The sequence below is a fragment of the Lysobacter sp. yr284 genome (assembly GCF_900107375.1).
GTDB lineage: Bacteria > Pseudomonadota > Gammaproteobacteria > Xanthomonadales > Xanthomonadaceae > Lysobacter.
The window spans coordinates 173,494-190,480 of record NZ_FNPT01000001.1; the positions used below are offsets into that span (position 1 = coordinate 173,494).

Below are 16,987 nucleotides of genomic sequence, written 5' to 3' on the forward strand. Positions count from 1 at the left end.
TCGCGGTCTGCTTCCGGAGCCCGCGCCATGACCGTCCCCGCCGCGTTCAACGCCTTCCGCATCCACAACGACGACGCCGGCTATCGCAGCGGCATCGAAGCGGTGTCGATCGACGATCTCGCCCCGGGCGAGGTCGTGATCAAGTCCGCTTACTCCTCGATCAACTTCAAGGACGCGCTCGCCGGCACCGGCGAAGGCAAGATCCTGCGCAAGTTCCCGCTGGTCGGCGGCATCGACGTGGCCGGGCACGTGGTCGCCTCCAGCGACGCCAAGTTCAAGGAAGGCGACGCGGTGCTGGTCACCGGCTGCGGCCTCAGCGAAGTCCGCGACGGCGGCTACAGCGAGTACGCGCGGCTGGAGGCGAAGTGGGCGATCCCGCTGCCGGCCGGGCTGAGCCTGCGCGAGAGCATGGTGCTGGGCACCGCCGGCTTCACCGCGGCGCTGGCGCTGTTCCGGCTGCTGGAAAACCGCCAGGCGCCGGAGCTGGGCCCGCTCGCGGTCACCGGCGCCAGCGGCGGCGTGGGCTCGCTCGCGCTCGACATCTTCAGCCGCGCCGGCTTCGAGGTGCACGCGATCAGCGGCAAGGCCGACCAGGCCGATTACCTCAAGTCGATCGGCGCCAGCCAGGTGCTCGGCCGCGACGCCCTGGCCACGACCCGGCCGATGGAGTCGGCGCGCTTCGGCGGCGGCCTGGACAACGTCGGCGGGCCGATGCTCGCCAGCCTGCTCGCGCAGACCGCGCCGTACGGCAACGTCGCCACCGCCGGCCTCGCCGCGACCCACGAGCTGGACACCACGGTAATGCCGTTCATCATCCGCGGCGCGTCCCTGCTCGGCGTCGCCTCGGCCGGCACCGCGCGCGCGATCCGCGACGAGATCTGGCAGCGCCTGGCCAGCGACTGGAAGCCGGCCCACCTGGACCGCATCTGCACCCGCGAAGTGGCCCTGTCCGAGCTGCCGCAGGTCTTCCCGGCCATGCTGGCCGGCGGCTCGCTGGGCCGGACCCTGGTCGTGATCTAGTTGGCATTGCAGCCGCGCGGCGCGTCGCTACAATCGGCCGCAAGTTCCAGGGGAAAGATATGGCGCGTATTTTGATCGTCGACGATTCGCCGTCCCAGCTGATGGGCATCCGTCGCATCGTCGAGAAGCTGGGCCACGAGGCCCTCACCGCAGAAGACGGCGCCGCCGGCGTCGAGGCCGCCAAGCGCGAGCTGCCCGACCTGATCCTGATGGACGTGGTCATGCCGAACCTCAACGGGTTCCAGGCCACCCGCTCGATCTGCCGCGAAGCCAGCACCAAGCACATCCCGATCGTCCTGGTCACCACCAAGGACCAGGACACCGACCGGGTGTGGGGCATGCGCCAGGGCGCCAAGGCCTACATCACCAAGCCGTTCAGCGAGACCGACCTGTCCGAGATCATCGGCCAGTTGTTGCCCTCGGCCGGCTGAACCGGGCCCGGCCCGCGGCCGCGGCGGCATCGGATGAATGCGGGAATCCCGGCCCAGGCCGGGATTCTTGCGTTTGGGCGCCGCGCAATCCGCGGGCACTGCCGCGCACGCGTGTGTCAGCGGTCTTGTTCGCCGGCGTGGCGGGGTTCCGCCCGTCGGCCGGGCCGCGCCGTCGATCATGTCGCTGGATGGGCGCGGCGGGGCACGGCTGTGGGAGGGCTTCAGCCCCGCCGCTTTCGGCTCGGGGCGCTTCGATGCATCGCCGCAGCGGATCGAAAGGCGTCGGGCCTGGAGGCCCTCGCACCAGCGCCGCCGGGCCTGGCTCAGGCACGGCCCGCGCGCAAACTCAGACGCGCCGCCAATCCTCGCCGAACGCCGCGCGCAGGCCTTCGTAGGCTTCGCGCTGCGCGTCGGTGTCCGCGCGCGGCGCCAGCACTTCCAGCTCGACGATCTGGTCGCCCGCCGGCGTGCCGGGCAGGCCGCGGCCGCGCAGGCGCAGCTTGCGGCCGGCTTCGGAGTTGGCCGGGATCTTCAGCTCGACCGCGCCGCCCAGGGTCGGCACGCTGACGCTGGCGCCCAACGCCGCTTCCCACGGCGCCAGCTCCAGCACGTGGATGACGTTGCGCCCGTCCACTTCGAACTGCGGGTGCGCGGCGTATTCGATCTCCAGCAGCAGGTCGCCGTGCGTGCCCTGCCCGGCCAGGCGGATCAGCTGGCCCGGACGGATGCCCTTGGGCACGCGCACGTCCAGGGTCTTGTGGTTCACCGAGATGCGCACCTGCCCGCCTTCGTAGACGGTCTCCAGCGACACGGCCAACCGCGCGCGGGTGTCGCCGCGCGGCGGCGCGGCGCGCTGGTTGAAGCCGCCCGCGCCGGGCGCGGCGCGTCCGCGCCCGAACAAGGTCTCGAAGAAATCGCTGAAGCCACCGCCCGCGCCGCCGCCGGCGAAGATCTCCTCGAAGTCCGGACCGCCCGGGCCGCCGCCGAAACCGCCCGGCGGCGGCTGCACTTCGTCGCCCGGCCGGTAGCCGCGCACGCGCAGCTGATCGTAGGCGGCGCGCTTCTGCGGATCGCGCAGCGCCTCGTAGGCCTCGTTGACGGCCTTGAAGCTCTCTTCCGCGCCGGCTTCCTTGCTGACGTCGGGATGGTACTTGCGCGCCAGCCGGCGGTAGGCGGTCTTGATCTCGGCCTCGCCGGCGCTGGGCTCCACGCCCAGGGTCTCGTAGTAATCCTTGAACTGCATTCGATGCTCGCTCCCACGGCGCAAGCGCCAAGCGCAGCGCTGTCCGCACAGGCCGCCTTGACGCATCATTAACCCCACAGCATGGCGACGACCGGCGCGTTTTCAAGCCGCCCACCGCGTTCGCCCGGCTCGAAGCGATCCGACGCCCGGCTTTGACGCAAAGTTTAGCCCCGGCTTCCTAGACTCCACCCTCACCCCAGGAGAATCCCATGAGCATCCAGGTCGGCGACCGCCTGCCCGAAGTCGCGCTCAAGCGCATCAACGAAGGCATCGAGACGGTCGATACCCGCGCCCTGTTCGACGACCGCAAGGCGGTGCTGTTCGCGGTGCCCGGCGCCTTCACTCCGACCTGTTCGGAAAAGCACCTGCCGGGCTTCGTCGAGCACTTCCAGCAGTTCCGCGACAAGGGCATCGAAGTGGCCTGCCTGGCCGTCAACGATCCCTTCGTCATGCAGGCCTGGGCGCAGAGCCAGCACGTGCCCGACGGCATGCTGATGCTGTCCGACGGCAACGGCGACCTGACCCGCGCGCTCGGCCTGGAGCTGGACGCCAGCGCCTACGGCATGGGCACGCGCGCCAAGCGCTTCGCCCTGTACGTCGAGAACGGCGTGGTCAAGCAGCTGCATGTCGAGGAACCCGGCGAGTACCGGGTGTCCTCGGCCGAATACATGCTCGAACAGGTCTGATCCGCGTCGCCGGGCCCGCCGCGCGCGGGCCCGGCCGCCGCGCATGCGCTCGCTTTTTCATCGCCCCGCTTCACGCACCCGAGGTAGCCCTTCCCCCGACCCGCCAGGAGACGTCATGTCCGCCAAGCCAGTCAGCCCGCGCCAAACCGCTTCTTCCAAGGCCGCCGCGCCCAAGGTCGCCGCCCCCGCATCCGGCGCGTCCGCCGGCAAGGCCTCCGGCAAGTCCGGCACGGCCCGTCCCTCGGCCTTCGTCGCCGACATCGACGCCATCCGCGCCCGCGCCCGCAAGCACATCGAGGACGGCGCGATCACCGCCAGCTACGCCGCCGACCGCGAAGCGGTGATCCGGCTGCTCAACGACGCCCTGGCCACTGAGATCGTCTGCGTGCTGCGCTACAAGCGCCACTACTTCATGGCCAGCGGGCTGATGGCCGATGCGATCAAGTCCGAGTTCCTCGAACACGCCAACGAAGAACAGGCCCACGCCGACCTGATCGCCGAGCGCATCGTCCAGCTCGGCGGCGAACCCGACCTCAACCCCGACGCGCTGTCGCGCCGCGCCCACGCCGAATACGTGGAAGGCAGCGACCTGCGCGACATGGTCAAGGAAGACTTGATCGCCGAACGCATCGCCATCGACAGCTACCGCGCGATCATCGACTTCATCGGCGACAAGGACACCACGACCAAGCGCATGATGGAACACATCCTGGCGCAGGAAGAGGAGCATGCCGACGAGTTGGCCGACATGCTCGACGGCTGGACCGGGCGCTGAGCGGCCGCCGCCGGCGCCGCAGTACGCGTTGAGCTTCTGCGTTTGCGACGGCGTGCCTGCGCGCGATAGCCGGTTGCGGCGCGATCGGTTGCGACGCGGTCGCGGCTTGCGCCGCTCCTACAGGGCAAGTCCGAAGCTGCGACGGCCCCTGTAGGAGCGGCGCAAGCCGCGACCGCGCCAACGCACCGACGACGAACCCACCTGCGCCCATGCCTACGCCGCCGCGCACTGCGCGCCTTCGACGAACAATCCGCGCCCCAGCTCGAACGCCGCCTGCAGGTGCGCGGTCGCGTCGCGTTCCTCGCTGTCGAAACGAAAGCTCGAACTGACTACGCACGCGCCGCAGTAATCGAAGATGCCATGGTCGATCTGGGTCTTCATCGCCACGTCGTAGGCATGCTTGAGGTAGGCGCGCTCGTCGGCGCCGCCCAAACCCAGCAGGTGCACGCGCAGGCGCTGCAGGCGGCCGGTCGCGCGGCCGTCCTGGGTCGCGTAGGCCCAGCCGTTGGCGAAGGTGCGGTCGATCCAGCCCTTGAGCAACCCCGGCATCGACCACCAGTACACCGGGTAGACCAGCACCACCGTGTCGGCGCGGTCGATCCGCGCCTGTTCGGCGAGCACGTCGGCCGGCAGCGGCGCATGGCCGCGGTAGGCGTCGTGGTCGGCCTGGCCGTAGCGCGGGTCGAAGCCCTCGGCGGCGAGGTCGGCGAGTTCGACGCTGTGGCCGGCGGCGCGGGCGCCCTCGCCCACTTTCGCGGCGACGGCATGGGTCAACGAATCGGCGGCGGGATGGGCGAGGACGATCAAGACGTGCATGGCGGCTCCGATTGAAATTACGAAAAGTAACTTACTTAATGTAAGTTACTTTTCGTAAAGATTGGTGTCAATCGGCTGACGACCGGTTCCGGCGCCAACCCGGTTCCCGGCGAGGCGATGTGTCGGGTGCGACGTCGCGCTCTGGGACCAAAAGCGTGGGAACTAAAGTCCCTCCCACACGAGCCTGAACCGAACGGCAGCGCAAGCGCGGCCGCACCGGCGAAAACGGCCGCGGCGCGTGCTTACACTCGCGGCATGAGCCGACACATGGAAATCGCGCGGCTGCGCGAACGCCTGGAACGCGACCACTGGCCCCGCCTGCAGATGAGCCTGATCGTGCTGCTGACCGGCGCGGTCGGCTTCCTGGCCTCGTTCGCGCTGCTGCAGGCCGGGCTGCACGGCATGGCCCTACGCTATCCCCTCGCCGCCTGCGCCGCCTACGCGGCGTTCCTGCTGTTGCTGTGGACCTGGGCGCGCAGCCGCGGCCGCGCGTTGGACAACATCGATCTGCCCGATTTCGGCGGCCCGGGCGGCGGCCCCTCGAGCGCCGGCTGGAACGGCGGCGGCGGCCACAGCGGCGGCGGCGGCGCCCACGCCGGTTTCGACGCGCCGGCGCCGGCGCCATCGTCGCTGCCGCTGCCGCGCAGCGCCGACGCCGACGCCGATAACGGCTCGGGCTTCTCGCTGCTCGACGGCGCCGACGACTTCGGCTGGGTGCTGATCGCGATCGCCATCGCCCTGGGCGCCGTGCTCGCCGCCGGGTGGGTGGTGTGGATCGCGCCGGGCCTGATGGCCGAGCTACTGCTCGACGTGGCGCTGGCCGGCGGCCTGTACCGGCGCCTGCGCCGGATCGAATCGCAGCACTGGCTGTCGACCGCGTTGCGCCGCACCGCGCTGCCGTTCCTGCTGTTGGCCCTGCTCGCCGCCGCGGCCGGCTTCGCCGGCGCGCGTTACGCGCCGGGCGCGCAGTCCGTCGGCGATGTGTTCGCCGCGCAGCGCGCGGATCGGAGCTGACGCGGCATGGACGCGAACAACGGCGAGGCGTTCCAGTTCTGCCCCTGCGGCGAGCAAGCGACGATCCGCAGCGAAATCCAGGGCCTGTCGTTGCTGGTGACCTGCACCCGCTGCGGCACGGCCGCGGCGACCACCCGGCCGGACCTGGCGCGGATCGTCGCGATGCGCCACCGGCTCACCCTCGCGCCTGAGCACCGCAACGAGGCCGACACCTTGCGCGCCGCGGCCTGCCTCGCCGCGCAGAGCGGGCAAGCCGCCCGCGAGGTGCTGCGCGCGCTGCGCGAGGACGGCGCGCTGGCGGAGCTGACCGTGATCGAGGCCGAGCGTTATGCGCAGGCGCTCGCGCGCAGCGGCTTGTCGGCGCAGATCGAGCCGCCGCCGTATTCGCTGGATTGAGCGCGGCGGAGCTTTTGTGGGAGGGGCTTCAGCCCCGACGCTTTTGTTTCAGATCGCTGTCGCCTGACACAAAAGCGTCGGGGCTGAAGCCCCTCCCACAACAGCCTCAGCCCAGCGCCTCGATCAGTCCTGCACCTCGCTCAGCGCAGCACCTTGAACCGCACCCGCGACCACGCGCCGGTGTCGGCCAACGCGGTCAGCGTATGTTCGCCCGGCTCGCCGAAGTCGTAGTCCAGGCGTCCGCGGCCGTCGGTCTCGCCGATCCAGCGGCCGTCGAGCAGCCAGCGCACCCGCGCGTCGCTGCCGAGCGCGCGCACCGACAGCCGCAGCGGCGTCGCGCTGCCGGGCGCGCGCGCGAGCGTGGCGAGATCGTCGATGCCTTCGATGCGCAGTTCCTCGGCGGCGTCGCGGCCGTCGGCGCTGCAGTCCGGCGACAGCGGCGGCAGCCGCGAAGCCCGGCGGGTGTCCGCCGGCAGCCACGGCGAGGCCAGCGCCGGCCAGCGCGCCAGCGCGCGCGCCTCGCGCACATGCTCGCGCGCGCAGTCGGCCGACAGCCGCAGGCCGCTGCGCGCATCCACGTCGAAGCGCTCCACGCCCGCGCTCCACAGCCGCGCGTCGCGCTCGGCGAAGGTCGGCGGCACCGAACCGTCGAGCGTCCAGGCCTCGCGGCGGCGCTGGCACAACTGCGGCTGCGCCGGGTCCGGCGGCAGGCCCAGCGGCCAGCACACCTCGATCTGGCGCACGTTCGCAGGCGGCGGCAGCGGCACCGCGTCGCCTCGCAGGCGCGGCAGGCTGTCGATGGTCTCGAACAACAGCGGCAGCGCGGTCACCGCGCCGTACTGGCCCGGCAACGGCGTGCCGTCGGGCCGGCCGACCCACACCCCGACGGTGTAGCGGCGCGTGCTGCCCAGCGCCCAGGCGTCGCGGAAGCCGTAGCTGGTGCCGGTCTTCCAGGCCACGCGCGGGCGGCCGCCGGCGTCGAAGGTCTGCTCGACGCTGCCGGGGCGCGGGTTGGCTTCGAGGATTTCGCGCACGATCCAGGCCGCGCCCGGCGACAGCAAGCGGCGCTCGATTTTCGGCGCCCCGCGTTGATAGCGCACCCGCCCGGCGATGCCGCCGCGGTTGAACGCGGCATACGCGCCGACCAGGTCTTCCAGGCGCGCGCCGGTGCCGCCGAGGATCATCGCCAGGTTCGGCTGCGCGCCGCGCGGCCATTGCAGGTCGATGCCGGCGTGGGCGAGGCGCGCGGAGAAGCGCGTCGGGCCGACCCGGTCGAGCAAATCCACCGCCGGGATGTTGAGCGACAGCCGCAGCGCGCTGGCCGCGCCCACCGGCCCGTTGAAGGCGGTGTCGAAGTTGCCCGGGCGGTAGCCGCCGAAGGATTGCGGCGCATCGACGAACAGGCTTTCCGAATGGATCAGCCCGTCGTCCATCGCCAATGCGTACAGGAACGGCTTGAGGGTGGAACCGGGCGAGCGCCAGGCCTGGACCATGTCGACGTGGCCCAGCCGCGCGGCGTCGCCGAAGGTCACCGAGCCGACGTAGGCGCGCGCTTCCAGGCTGGCGTTGTCGACCACCAGCAGCGCCGCCGAGGTGCGTTCGGGCAGGCTCGAGAAGTACGCGGCGACGCGGTCTTCCAGGGTGCGCTGCAACTGCGGATCGATGGTCGAGACCACCCGCGCCGCGCGCGGGTTGGCGAAGCGCAGGCGCTGCGCCAGCAGCGGCGCGAACCGCGGCGGCTGCAGCGAGCGCGCCACCACCGGCTCGAGCTGGGCGTCGGCGACCTGGGCGCGCGTCCACACGCCCAGTTGCGCCATGCGCGCGAGCACCTTGTCGCGGGCGACGCGCGCGCGCTCGGGCTCGCGGTCCGGGCGCAGCCGGCTCGGCGATTGCGGCAGCACCGTCAGCAGCGCGGCCTCGGCGTGCGACAGGCGCGAGGACGGCTTGCCCAGATAGGCCCAGCTCGCCGCTTCCACGCCCTCCACGGTGCCGCCGAACGGCGCGCGGTTGAGGTAGAGCGCGAGGATCTGCGGCTTGGACAGATGCGCTTCGAGCTGCAGCGCGCGCAGCATCTGCCGGCTCTTGGCCCACAGGCTGCGGCGCGGTTCGCCGGGCTCGGCGTCGAGGATGCGCGCGACCTGCATGGTCAGGGTCGAACCGCCGGACACCACCCGCCCGCTGCGCAGCCATTGCGCCGCCGCGCGCGCCATCGCCGCGGGGTTGATGCCCGGATGGCGGAAGAACCAGCGGTCTTCGTAGTTGAGCAGCGCTTGCAGGTACAGCGGCGACACCTGGCTGGCGGCGACCGGATAACGCCACACCCCGTCGCGGTCGGCGAACGCGCGCAGCGGCGTGCCGTCGCGCGCGACCACCACCGCGCCGGCGTCGCGCGCGCGCGGCAACGGCAGCGGGAAGGCAAGGTCCAGCAGCATCGCGGCGATCGCCAGGCACGCCAGCGCCAGGGTCGCCCACAGCGCGGCGCGGCGCAGGCGGATGCGGCGCGGGGGCGTGGCGGTGGCGGCGGAGAGCGACGGCATCGAAACTTCGGTTCTGTGGTGGGAGCGACGTCAGTCCCGACGCTGTCGTTTCAGCTCGCCGGACGCATCGGCAGTTCGCAGCGAAAGGAAGCGACAGCGTCGGGACTGACGCCCCTCCCACAAGCGCGGGCCCGGTCGCGAGCCCGCCGTGCGTCGCCGCTCAGCCGGCGCCGTTGGGCAGCTGGATGCGCAGTTCGCCGTCGATCAGGAACAGGCGCATCTCTTCGTACACGCGCCGGCTGGCCTTCTCGCGGTCGAGCACTTCGCCCAGGGTCTTGGCTTCGGCCTTGACGTCCTTGCCGATGCCGCCGCTGACTTCGATCCGCGCCTGGATCAGTTCCTCGTTGCCTTCGTCGCGGTCTTCGTCCGGGTCCCAGTCGATCCGCAGTTCCGACCACTCGGTCTCCTCGCCCTGGCTGCGCTGGCCGTAGGCGGTCTCGCCGCCTTCCTGGTCGGGCTCGGGCTTGAGCGCGCGCACCCGGTCCAGCAGCAGCGCGTAGTCGGCCAGGCGCTGCGCCGGGAACAGGTTGTCGAAATGGCGCTCGGCCATGGCCCGGTCGATGCGGTCGTTGTTGCGCTCGGCCTCGTCGCCCAGCGGCGTGCCCTGCACCGGCACCTGGCCGAGCGGGATCGGGAACTTGAACGCGTCCAGGATCGCCTTGCGGTCCTTGCGCGCGAACGCGTCGGCCAGCGCGCCCAGGCGCTGGCGCACGCGCGCGTCGGCGGTTTCGCTGGCGAGCTTGGCCAGGGTCTTGCCGTTCCAGGCGTAGGTCAGGTACTCGCGGGTCTTGGGCCGCGCGGCGGTGCAAATGTCGGGCACCTGCAGGGTCAGCTTGCCGTGCGCGATCTTGTCCAGGTACACGCAGTCGTCGGGCGTGTCGGCGGCCGGCAGCAACTGCGGGCCATCGGCGCGGCTGAGGATCGCCGCCCACTTCTTCAGCGTCGCCATCTGCGCGTCGGGCGTGCCCTCGCCGTAGGCGACCACGACGTCGTCGACGCCGTCGCCGTCGAGGTCGCCGACCAAGTGCTCATAGCCCAGGCGCTCGAAGTCCGGCACGCGCTTGCGCAACGCGGCGAAGGCGGCTTCGGCGGTTTGCTTGGGGTCGGCAACAGGTTTAGCCGGCGCCGCGGCGGCAGGTGCCGCGGCCTGGGCGGCCGGCGCTTCGGCGGCGGACGGGTCGGCGGCCTTGCAGGCGGCCAACGCCAAGCCGATCAGCAACGCGGCGGACAATCGGGTGTAACGCATCTATCGCTCCTTGCCGGTGTTCGCGACCGGCGGGGGCCGGCCGAAGGTCGTGACCGAAACTTCGGTCGAATGGGGGCGCGGCCGCCGTCGCGGCCGGCGCGGGCGCGGCGCTCTCAGCTTTCCAGGCCGTCGAGATCGTGCGCGTCGGCTTCTTCCAGATACAGCTCGCCGTCGATCAGGCGCCAGCGCAGGTGATAGCCGACGCCGTCGCCTTCCGGCCATTCCACGGTCGCGCGCGCGTCGACCACGTAGGTGTAGCCGTCGATCTCGACGGTCGCATCGTCAGGCGCTGTGTCGATGAGCAGCTTGCGCTCGCCGGCGTCGGCGCCGCGCGGTTTGACGAAGCTGACGACGCTCTCGTGAGGATCGAGCCGCTTCAATTCGAGGCGGCTCAAGAGGCCGACCGCATCGGCGAAAGCGCGACGCCGATCAGCGTCGGCGAGGACCGGGTCGGGCGCCGGCGCGGCTTCGCCGCGGATCGGCGGGCCCGGTCGCAGGTTGGCGTCCAGGGCCGACAGCTTGCCTGCCTCGATCGCCTCGCGCATCGCCCGCAGGCGCGACAGCACCCGCTGCCGCGCATCCTCGGTCGACACCCGCACCAGCGCGCCGTTGCGCCATTCGAACTGGTAGTAGTTCAAGGTGCGCGGGAACGGCAGCATGCACGCTTCCAGCCCGTCGGCCCACAAGCGGCCGTCGCGGATCTCGCGCACCGCCGGGCAGTCTTCGAACTTGTCGGTCTGGTCGGCTTGCAGCTGCAGGCCGCCGTCGCGCGCCAGCAGCACCCGCACCGATTTGGCGACATGGCGCATCGCGCCTTCGTCGCCGATGCCGTATTCGATCACGACATCGTCGCGGCCGTCGCGGTCGAGATCGCCGGTGACGTAGTTGACCTCGAACTTGTCGAACACCGGATCGGCCTTGCGCATGACCGCCTCGGCCTGCGCGATCAAGGGATCGGGCAGCGGCGGCTTGTCGTGTGGCGTGGTGCCGCCCCAGTTCAGCGCCGGATCGGCGGCCGGCGAAGGCGCCGGCGCCGGCGCGACCGAGGCCTCGGCCGCCTGCGAGCTGGTCGAGGCGCCCTGGCGCTTGCATCCGGGCGCCAGCGCCAGCAGCGCCGCGCACAGCGCGACGCTGGCCGCGGCGGGACGCGCGATGCGTCCCGCGCGCGTCGCCGCGGTCACGGCTGACGCACCGTCAGGCTGGCCGGCGCGGCCCTGCCGACGCCGCGCAGCTCAGGCCGGTACATGTCCTCGACCAGCGACGGCGGCACCGTGTAAGTACCCGGCGTCACCGCGCGCACCAGGTAGAACACCCGCGCGGTGCGGCCGTCGTCGAGCTTGAGCGCGGCGACGTAGCGGTCGTCGCGGAACTCCTCGTGCTTGACGTCGGCGGCGCTGGAGCGCTCGGAGATTTCGATCCCGTCCACGACCACGCCGGCCCACTGCTTGGCGTCGCCGAGGTTGAAGTTCTCGATCTCAAGGCCGGCCGGCAGCAGGTCGGTCAGCAAGGCGTCGGGCATCGCGCTGCGGGCCTTGATCGCGACCTGCACGATCAGCGCCTCGCCCTCGACCAGGCTGCCGCCGGACCATTCCTTGCCTTCAGTGGTGTAGTACTTGCGCGTGACCTCGATCTTCGAGCCGTCCGCGGCCGGCGGCGTACGCGGCACGCCGGCGACTTCGAAGCTGGCGTACAGCGGGGTCGGCCCGTTCGGCGCGAAGCTCACGCCGGCGGCCAACTGGGCGAAGTCGAAGGCGCGGCCGATCAGCTTGGCCGGCTCGGCGTCGGTGGAACCGCCGGCGACGGTCCAGCGGCCCGACAGCTGCTTGCCCTGGTCGGCCATCAGCGCCTTGCCCAGCCGCGCCAGCGCGACCTGCTCCTGGGTGCTCAGGTACAGCCAGCCGCTGTTGCGGCGCGCATCCAGGTCGCGGCCCATCGCCACCGCACGCGCGTCGTACTCGGGCTGCGACAGCTTGTGCTCGTGCACCAGCGCGATCATCAGCGCGTCGTCGCGCAGGCGGCTGCCGTAGTCGCCCAGGTACTCGGGGCGTTGCGACGAATCGCGGCCGAAGCCTTCCTTGATCGCCTTGGCGCCGCGCGCCTTGTCGCCCTGCAGGCTCAGCGCCAGGCCCAGGTGCACCAGCGGCAGCCCGGTCAGGCTCTGTTTGCGGTCGTTGTCGTACAGCGCGCGCAAGGTGCCCAGCGGAGCGCGGTTGACCCGCGCCAGCACGTAGCCGGCGTGGGCCTGGTAGGCGAACTTGAGGTGCTCGCGGCGGTCGTAGCCGTAGAACGAGGCGTTGCCCGACAGCAGGTCCTCGCCGAGCGCCTTGAGCGCCTTCTGCAGCATGGTCTCGGGCACGGCGAAGCCGGCGTCGCGCGCGTCGAGCAGGAACTCGACCACGTACGGGGTCAGCGCCGGGTTGACGTAGTCGCCGTCGCCCCACATCGAGAAATGCCCCGAGGCGATCTGCATCGCCGCCAGTCGGCCGAACGCGCCTTCCATGCGCGCGCGCCGCTGCTTGGCGTCGATGCCCTTGACGCCGAGCATCTTGGCCGTGGCCTCGTCGAGTTCGAGCGCGGCATAGCCCTTGCTCGTGGTCTGCTCGGCGCAGCCGTACGGGTATTCCAGCGCGCCCTGCAGCGCGCTGGCGAACGGGATCGGCGGCAACGCGCTGACCACCATGCGCGCGCTGACAGAATCCGGCATCAGGCCGTCGGCGAACTCGCTGCCGAGCTGGATCGCGCCGATCTCGTCGAGCACGCGGGTGCGCGAACGCAGCACCGACGGCCACGCCGGGCGCACCGGCAGGTCGTAGCGGCGGTCGACCTTGTAGCCGTTGCCGTCCACCTGCACCCGCACCTGCGCGACCGTGTAGCCCTCGCGCGCGGTCACCGGGAAGGTCAGGGTCTTCTTCGCGTCCACGCCCAGGGCCAGGGTGTGCTCGCCGCCGTCCAGCGACAGCGGGCCGATGCCTTCGACCTTGACCTTGAACTCGCCCGGCTTGCCGGTGAAGTTCTGCACGTCCAGGGTCACGTTGCTGCGGTCGCCCGGCGCCAGCACCCGCGGCGTGCTCGCCTCGGCCAGCACCGGCGCGCGCACGATGGTCTCGGCGTCGCGGTTGCCGTAGCTGCCGCCGGAATACACCAGCGCCGACACCCGCAAGGTGCCGTTGAAGTCCGGCACCGCCAGCTTGATCCGGGCGATGCCCTGCGCGTCGAGCTTGACCGGGCCGGCGAACAGATCGACCGTCTGCACCCGCGCGGTTGGCCGCCGCGCCTGCGGCAGCGCCTGCAGCGCCATGTCGCCGCCGAAACGGATCTTGGCGCTCTCGCCGTCGAAGCTCTCGATCACCCGCCCGTACACGTCGTAGGAATCCACGCCGAGCCGGCGCTGGGCGAAGAAGTGCGCGGCCGCGTCGGGCACCGCGAAGCGGGTGATGTTGAGGATGCCCACGTCCACCGCCGAGACGGTGACGTAGGCGTCCTTGCCGGCCAACTGCGGCGCGCTGACGGTCACCGGCAGGTCCTGCTCGGGCTTCATCAGCTTGGGCACGTTCAGGCCGACCGCGACCTTGCGCTCGCGCCGGTCCATCGGCACGAAGGCCACGCCGACCGCGCGCGCCGGGGTGATCTTGCTCGGCGCGCTGCCGCCGCGGAACACCAGCGCGGTGACGTAGACGTCGTGGCGCTCCCAGGCCTCGGTGACCGGGATCTTGAACTTGCTGCCGGCCTTGGCGGCGATCGCCTGCACGTAGACCATGCGGTCGGTCTCGACCATCAACAGGCCCGGACCTTCGTGCGGCGGCGTCACCGTCACCTCCAGCGTGTCGCCGGACTTGTACGAAGTCTTGTCCAGCGCCAGCTTGACCTTGTCGGGACGCGCGTCGAGGCCGCGGTTCTGGTCGTCCCAGCTCCAGCCGGCGCGGAACGGATAGCGGGTGGTGATCTTGGTCTGCGGGTCGAACACGTCGAGGCGGTACTCGCCCCACTCGACCTGGAAGCTGAGCTTGGACGCGTTGGCGCCGAGATCGACGCTGCGGGTTTCCACGTCCTCGAAGCGGCGGGTGAAGTCGTACTTCCAGCCGCCTTCCTCGCCGTAGTTCCAGTGGTAGTCGCGGCGCTCGCGCACCAGGGTCGCGCGCACGCCGCTGGCCGGGCGCGGCTTGCCGTCGCTGCCCACGCGCATCAGTTCGAAGCCGACCGTGGCGTTGCTGTCGGCGCCGTCCTTGTCGTCGAACAGCGGGCGCACGCCGACCAGCGCGTCGGCCGGCCACAGCACCCGCTTGACGCTGCGGTTGACGCTGCGGCCGCCGCTCTCGTAGACGCTGCCGGTGACGATCGCGGCGATGGTGCTGACCGGCTTGGCCTCGTCGGGCAAGGCGATGTCCTGCGACAGCTCGCCGGCTTCGTCCAGCGAGGTGTCGACCACGTCCTTGGCTTCCTTGGGCAGACTCAGGGTCGGGTCGCCGAAGAAATAGCCGGGCATCTGCTCCAGCGGATGCTGCTCCACCGCCACCGTCATCTTGGCGGTGAAGCGGTTGCCCGCGGCCGGCGCGCCGTACAGATACGCCGCCTGCACGCCGAGCTTGAACGGCTGGCCCGGACGCAGCACCGCCGGCGCGTCGAGGTCGAGCTTCAAGCGCTCGGGCAGGAACTCCTCGATCCGCAGGGTCATGCCCTGCACCGCTTCCTTGCTGGCCGGATCGGTGCGGAACTCGACCCGCCAGCGGCCGGTCGCGGCGTCGGCGGGAATGAGCTGCGCATGGCGCACATAGCCCTGCGCATCGGGCTGCAGGCGGGTTTCCAGGAAGGTCTTGCCGTCGGGCTGCACATAGCGCAGGAACACCGGCTGCATCGCCTTGCCCTTGGTGTCCACGGGCTTGCCGTCCTGGTCGCGCAGCAGCGCCGACAGGCGCACGGTCTCGCCGGGGCGGTAGAGGTCGCGGCCGGACCAGGCGAACACATCGAACCAGGCCTGCTCGCGCCCGGCCACGGCGAACTCGGACAGGTCCAGCGCCGGCTGGTTGAACGGCAGCATCGACACGTCGCTGCCCTTGCCGGCGATCAGCACCTGGGCCGCGTCGAGCTTGTAGTTGAGCAAGGCGTTGCCGTTGCTGTCGGTCTGGCCCTTGAGCACCGGCTCGCCGTCGGCGCCGATCACCTTCAGCTCGACCCCGCCGACCGCCTCGCCCTTCTCCAGCGAGGCCACGTGCACGAACAGCTGGTCCTTGTAAGCGCGCGCGTGCAGGCCCAGGTCGCTGACGGTGAAGAACGCGGTCTCGAACTCGTCCTTGAACTGGCCGGCGCGCTTCATCACCGCGAAATACAGGCCGGGCTGCTGCAGCTCCTTGATCTCCTGCAGCGGCAGGTAGGTCAGGACCCGCTCGTTGGGCTTGCCGCCGAGCACGAAGCGGTTGACGTAGACCGGTTCGGCCAGCTTGGACAGCGGCTTCTTCTCGTCCCAGTCGCGCTCCAGCTCCCAGCTGCCCTTGCGCCCGCCGCGCTGGTACTCGGCGAAGAACTTCGGCAGTTCCTTGTCCTTGACCCGCAGGAACTCGACGTCGACCTCGGCCACGTTGATCGACACCACCGGCAGGCCGCGGCTGTCGCGCGCCGGCAGCACGCTGCCCTGCGAGGCGAAGCCGACCACCGGTTCGAGCGGGCCGGTGTAGACCTGCTTGACCACTTCCGCGCCGATGCGGTCGCCGGACGCGGCGGTCAGGCCGGCCTTGATCGTGACGGTGTAGTCCTTGCTCGCTTCCACATGCGGGAAGCGCAGGATCTTGCCGCCGTCGTCGAGCACCCAGCTGCCCTCGACCGCGGCGCCGTTCTTGTCGGCCACCGCCAGCAGCTGGTCGAAGTCCTGGGTGCCGACCAGCGGCTGGCTGAATTCCAGGGCGATGGCGAGTTCGTCGCCGCGCTTCTGGTCCGGGTAGGCCGCGACCAGGGCGAAGCCCTTGACCGCTTCGCGCTTGACCACGATGGCCTCGCCGCCGGCGGTCGGCAACTGGCCGCTGCCGTCGCGCTTGCAGCCGGCGACCAGCACCGTAGCCGCGACCAGCACGGCGGCGGCAATGCGCATCAGCGCGGCGCGGGAGACGCCCGCGCGCCGGCGCGGCGGAGAGCTGGAGAGGGCGGTTCCATCCGCGGGGCCGACCGGAAGCTGCGTTCGCATCATGCGTATCTCTCAGGAAACTGCGACGCAGTATAGAGCGTGTACATGCAGGCGGTAATCGCCGAACGAGGCCTTGCGTGAAGGCGGCACGCGCGGCGCACATCCGCGGCGCCCGCCTCGATGACTCCGTGCAGCAGCGGCGCAAGCCGCGGCCGCGGGGTCGCAGGTTCGCGTCGCGACCTGCTCCCTTCCTCGCGGCTCGCGCCGCGCCGACGAAAGCGCGACCGCCAATGCCGTTGCCGGGCGCGTTCTGTGCGGCCGCTTCGGTTTTCGCTTCATGCCCGCCGCCATGAGCAAAGGTTATGTACGCCGCCGCTTTCCGATAATGCCCGCCACCGCCTCAAAACCAGCGAACCGGCGGTCACAACGCGGTATTGACCGGCGGATTACTCCGCGCCCGGCGCGCAATTGAAACCGCGTAAAAGACCGGAAAAAAATACCGCCCTCCGCCGAATATAAATACCCGTCACATAATCGACGGCCGCCCGCACGCGACAAGCCTCGCCCGCACTCCAATCTTATGCTGCACTGCAGCATAAATCCTGGAACATTATTACTTTTTTCAAGATTTCTCCTTTTGAATCCGGGATTTAGCCAAGCCAATCGCGGCAACGGTTTCGCCCGAAACCGCCGCGAAAACCGCCCCGGAAA

12 protein-coding genes are annotated in these 16,987 nt (G+C 70.9%); 6 read left to right on the forward strand and 6 right to left on the reverse strand.

Annotation, left to right across the window (positions count from 1 at the left end; genetic code table 11):
• Positions 1-27 precede the first annotated feature (27 nt).
• Entirely contained in the window at positions 28-1,020 is a 993-nt protein-coding gene (locus BLV01_RS00625; protein ID WP_091793133.1) for a YhdH/YhfP family quinone oxidoreductase, read from the forward strand.
• 59 nt (positions 1,021-1,079) lie between these two features.
• Positions 1,080-1,451 (forward strand): response regulator, encoded by a 372-nt coding sequence (locus BLV01_RS00630; RefSeq protein WP_091793135.1) that lies wholly within the window; start codon positions 1,080-1,082, stop codon positions 1,449-1,451.
• Between the two features lie 346 nt (positions 1,452-1,797).
• Here the strand turns inward: BLV01_RS00630 and BLV01_RS00635 are convergent, their stop codons facing one another.
• Positions 1,798-2,694 (reverse strand): DnaJ C-terminal domain-containing protein, encoded by an 897-nt coding sequence (locus BLV01_RS00635; protein ID WP_091793137.1) that lies wholly within the window; start codon positions 2,692-2,694, stop codon positions 1,798-1,800.
• A 209-nt stretch (positions 2,695-2,903) separates the two neighbouring features.
• Between BLV01_RS00635 and BLV01_RS00640 the strand changes: the two genes are divergently transcribed.
• Together BLV01_RS00640 and BLV01_RS00645 are read left to right on the forward strand one after the other, a co-directional pair.
• Positions 2,904-3,380, forward strand: a complete 477-nt coding sequence (locus BLV01_RS00640; protein WP_091793139.1) for a peroxiredoxin — start codon at positions 2,904-2,906, stop codon at positions 3,378-3,380.
• Positions 3,381-3,495: 115 nt separating this feature from the next.
• Positions 3,496-4,155 carry a ferritin-like domain-containing protein gene (locus tag BLV01_RS00645; RefSeq protein WP_091793141.1) on the forward strand — a complete coding sequence of 220 codons (660 nt, stop codon included), beginning with the start codon at positions 3,496-3,498 and terminating at the stop codon, positions 4,153-4,155.
• A 213-nt stretch (positions 4,156-4,368) separates the two neighbouring features.
• Here the strand turns inward: BLV01_RS00645 and BLV01_RS00650 are convergent, their stop codons facing one another.
• The gene (locus BLV01_RS00650) at positions 4,369-4,971 is read right to left on the reverse strand and encodes an NAD(P)H-dependent oxidoreductase (RefSeq protein ID WP_091793143.1); all 603 of its coding nucleotides are present in this window, start codon (positions 4,969-4,971) and stop codon (positions 4,369-4,371) included.
• A 267-nt stretch (positions 4,972-5,238) separates the two neighbouring features.
• Between BLV01_RS00650 and BLV01_RS00655 the strand changes: the two genes are divergently transcribed.
• Positions 5,239-5,985, forward strand: coding sequence for a hypothetical protein (locus BLV01_RS00655; protein ID WP_091793145.1), 747 nt, complete (start codon positions 5,239-5,241; stop codon positions 5,983-5,985).
• Positions 5,986-5,991: 6 nt separating this feature from the next.
• A complete protein-coding gene (locus BLV01_RS00660; protein WP_091793147.1) occupies positions 5,992-6,381 on the forward strand; it encodes a hypothetical protein in 390 nt (129 codons plus the stop codon).
• 140 nt (positions 6,382-6,521) lie between these two features.
• On the opposite strand, the gene pbpC is transcribed toward BLV01_RS00660, so the two are convergent.
• From pbpC to BLV01_RS00680, 4 genes are all read right to left on the reverse strand, one after another.
• Positions 6,522-8,918 carry a penicillin-binding protein 1C gene (gene pbpC / locus BLV01_RS00665; protein ID WP_091793149.1) on the reverse strand — a complete coding sequence of 799 codons (2,397 nt, stop codon included), beginning with the start codon at positions 8,916-8,918 and terminating at the stop codon, positions 6,522-6,524.
• Between the two features lie 160 nt (positions 8,919-9,078).
• Positions 9,079-10,164: a hypothetical protein gene (locus tag BLV01_RS00670; RefSeq protein ID WP_139178357.1), complete on the reverse strand. Its 1,086-nt coding sequence runs from the start codon at positions 10,162-10,164 to the stop codon at positions 9,079-9,081.
• 113 nt (positions 10,165-10,277) lie between these two features.
• A complete protein-coding gene (locus tag BLV01_RS00675) occupies positions 10,278-11,345 on the reverse strand; it encodes a hypothetical protein (protein ID WP_091793154.1) in 1,068 nt (355 codons plus the stop codon).
• Positions 11,342-16,243 carry an alpha-2-macroglobulin family protein gene (locus tag BLV01_RS00680; RefSeq protein WP_091794561.1) on the reverse strand — a complete coding sequence of 1,634 codons (4,902 nt, stop codon included), beginning with the start codon at positions 16,241-16,243 and terminating at the stop codon, positions 11,342-11,344. The genes BLV01_RS00675 and BLV01_RS00680 overlap by 4 nt, the downstream gene beginning before the upstream one ends.
• Positions 16,244-16,987 lie beyond the last annotated feature (744 nt).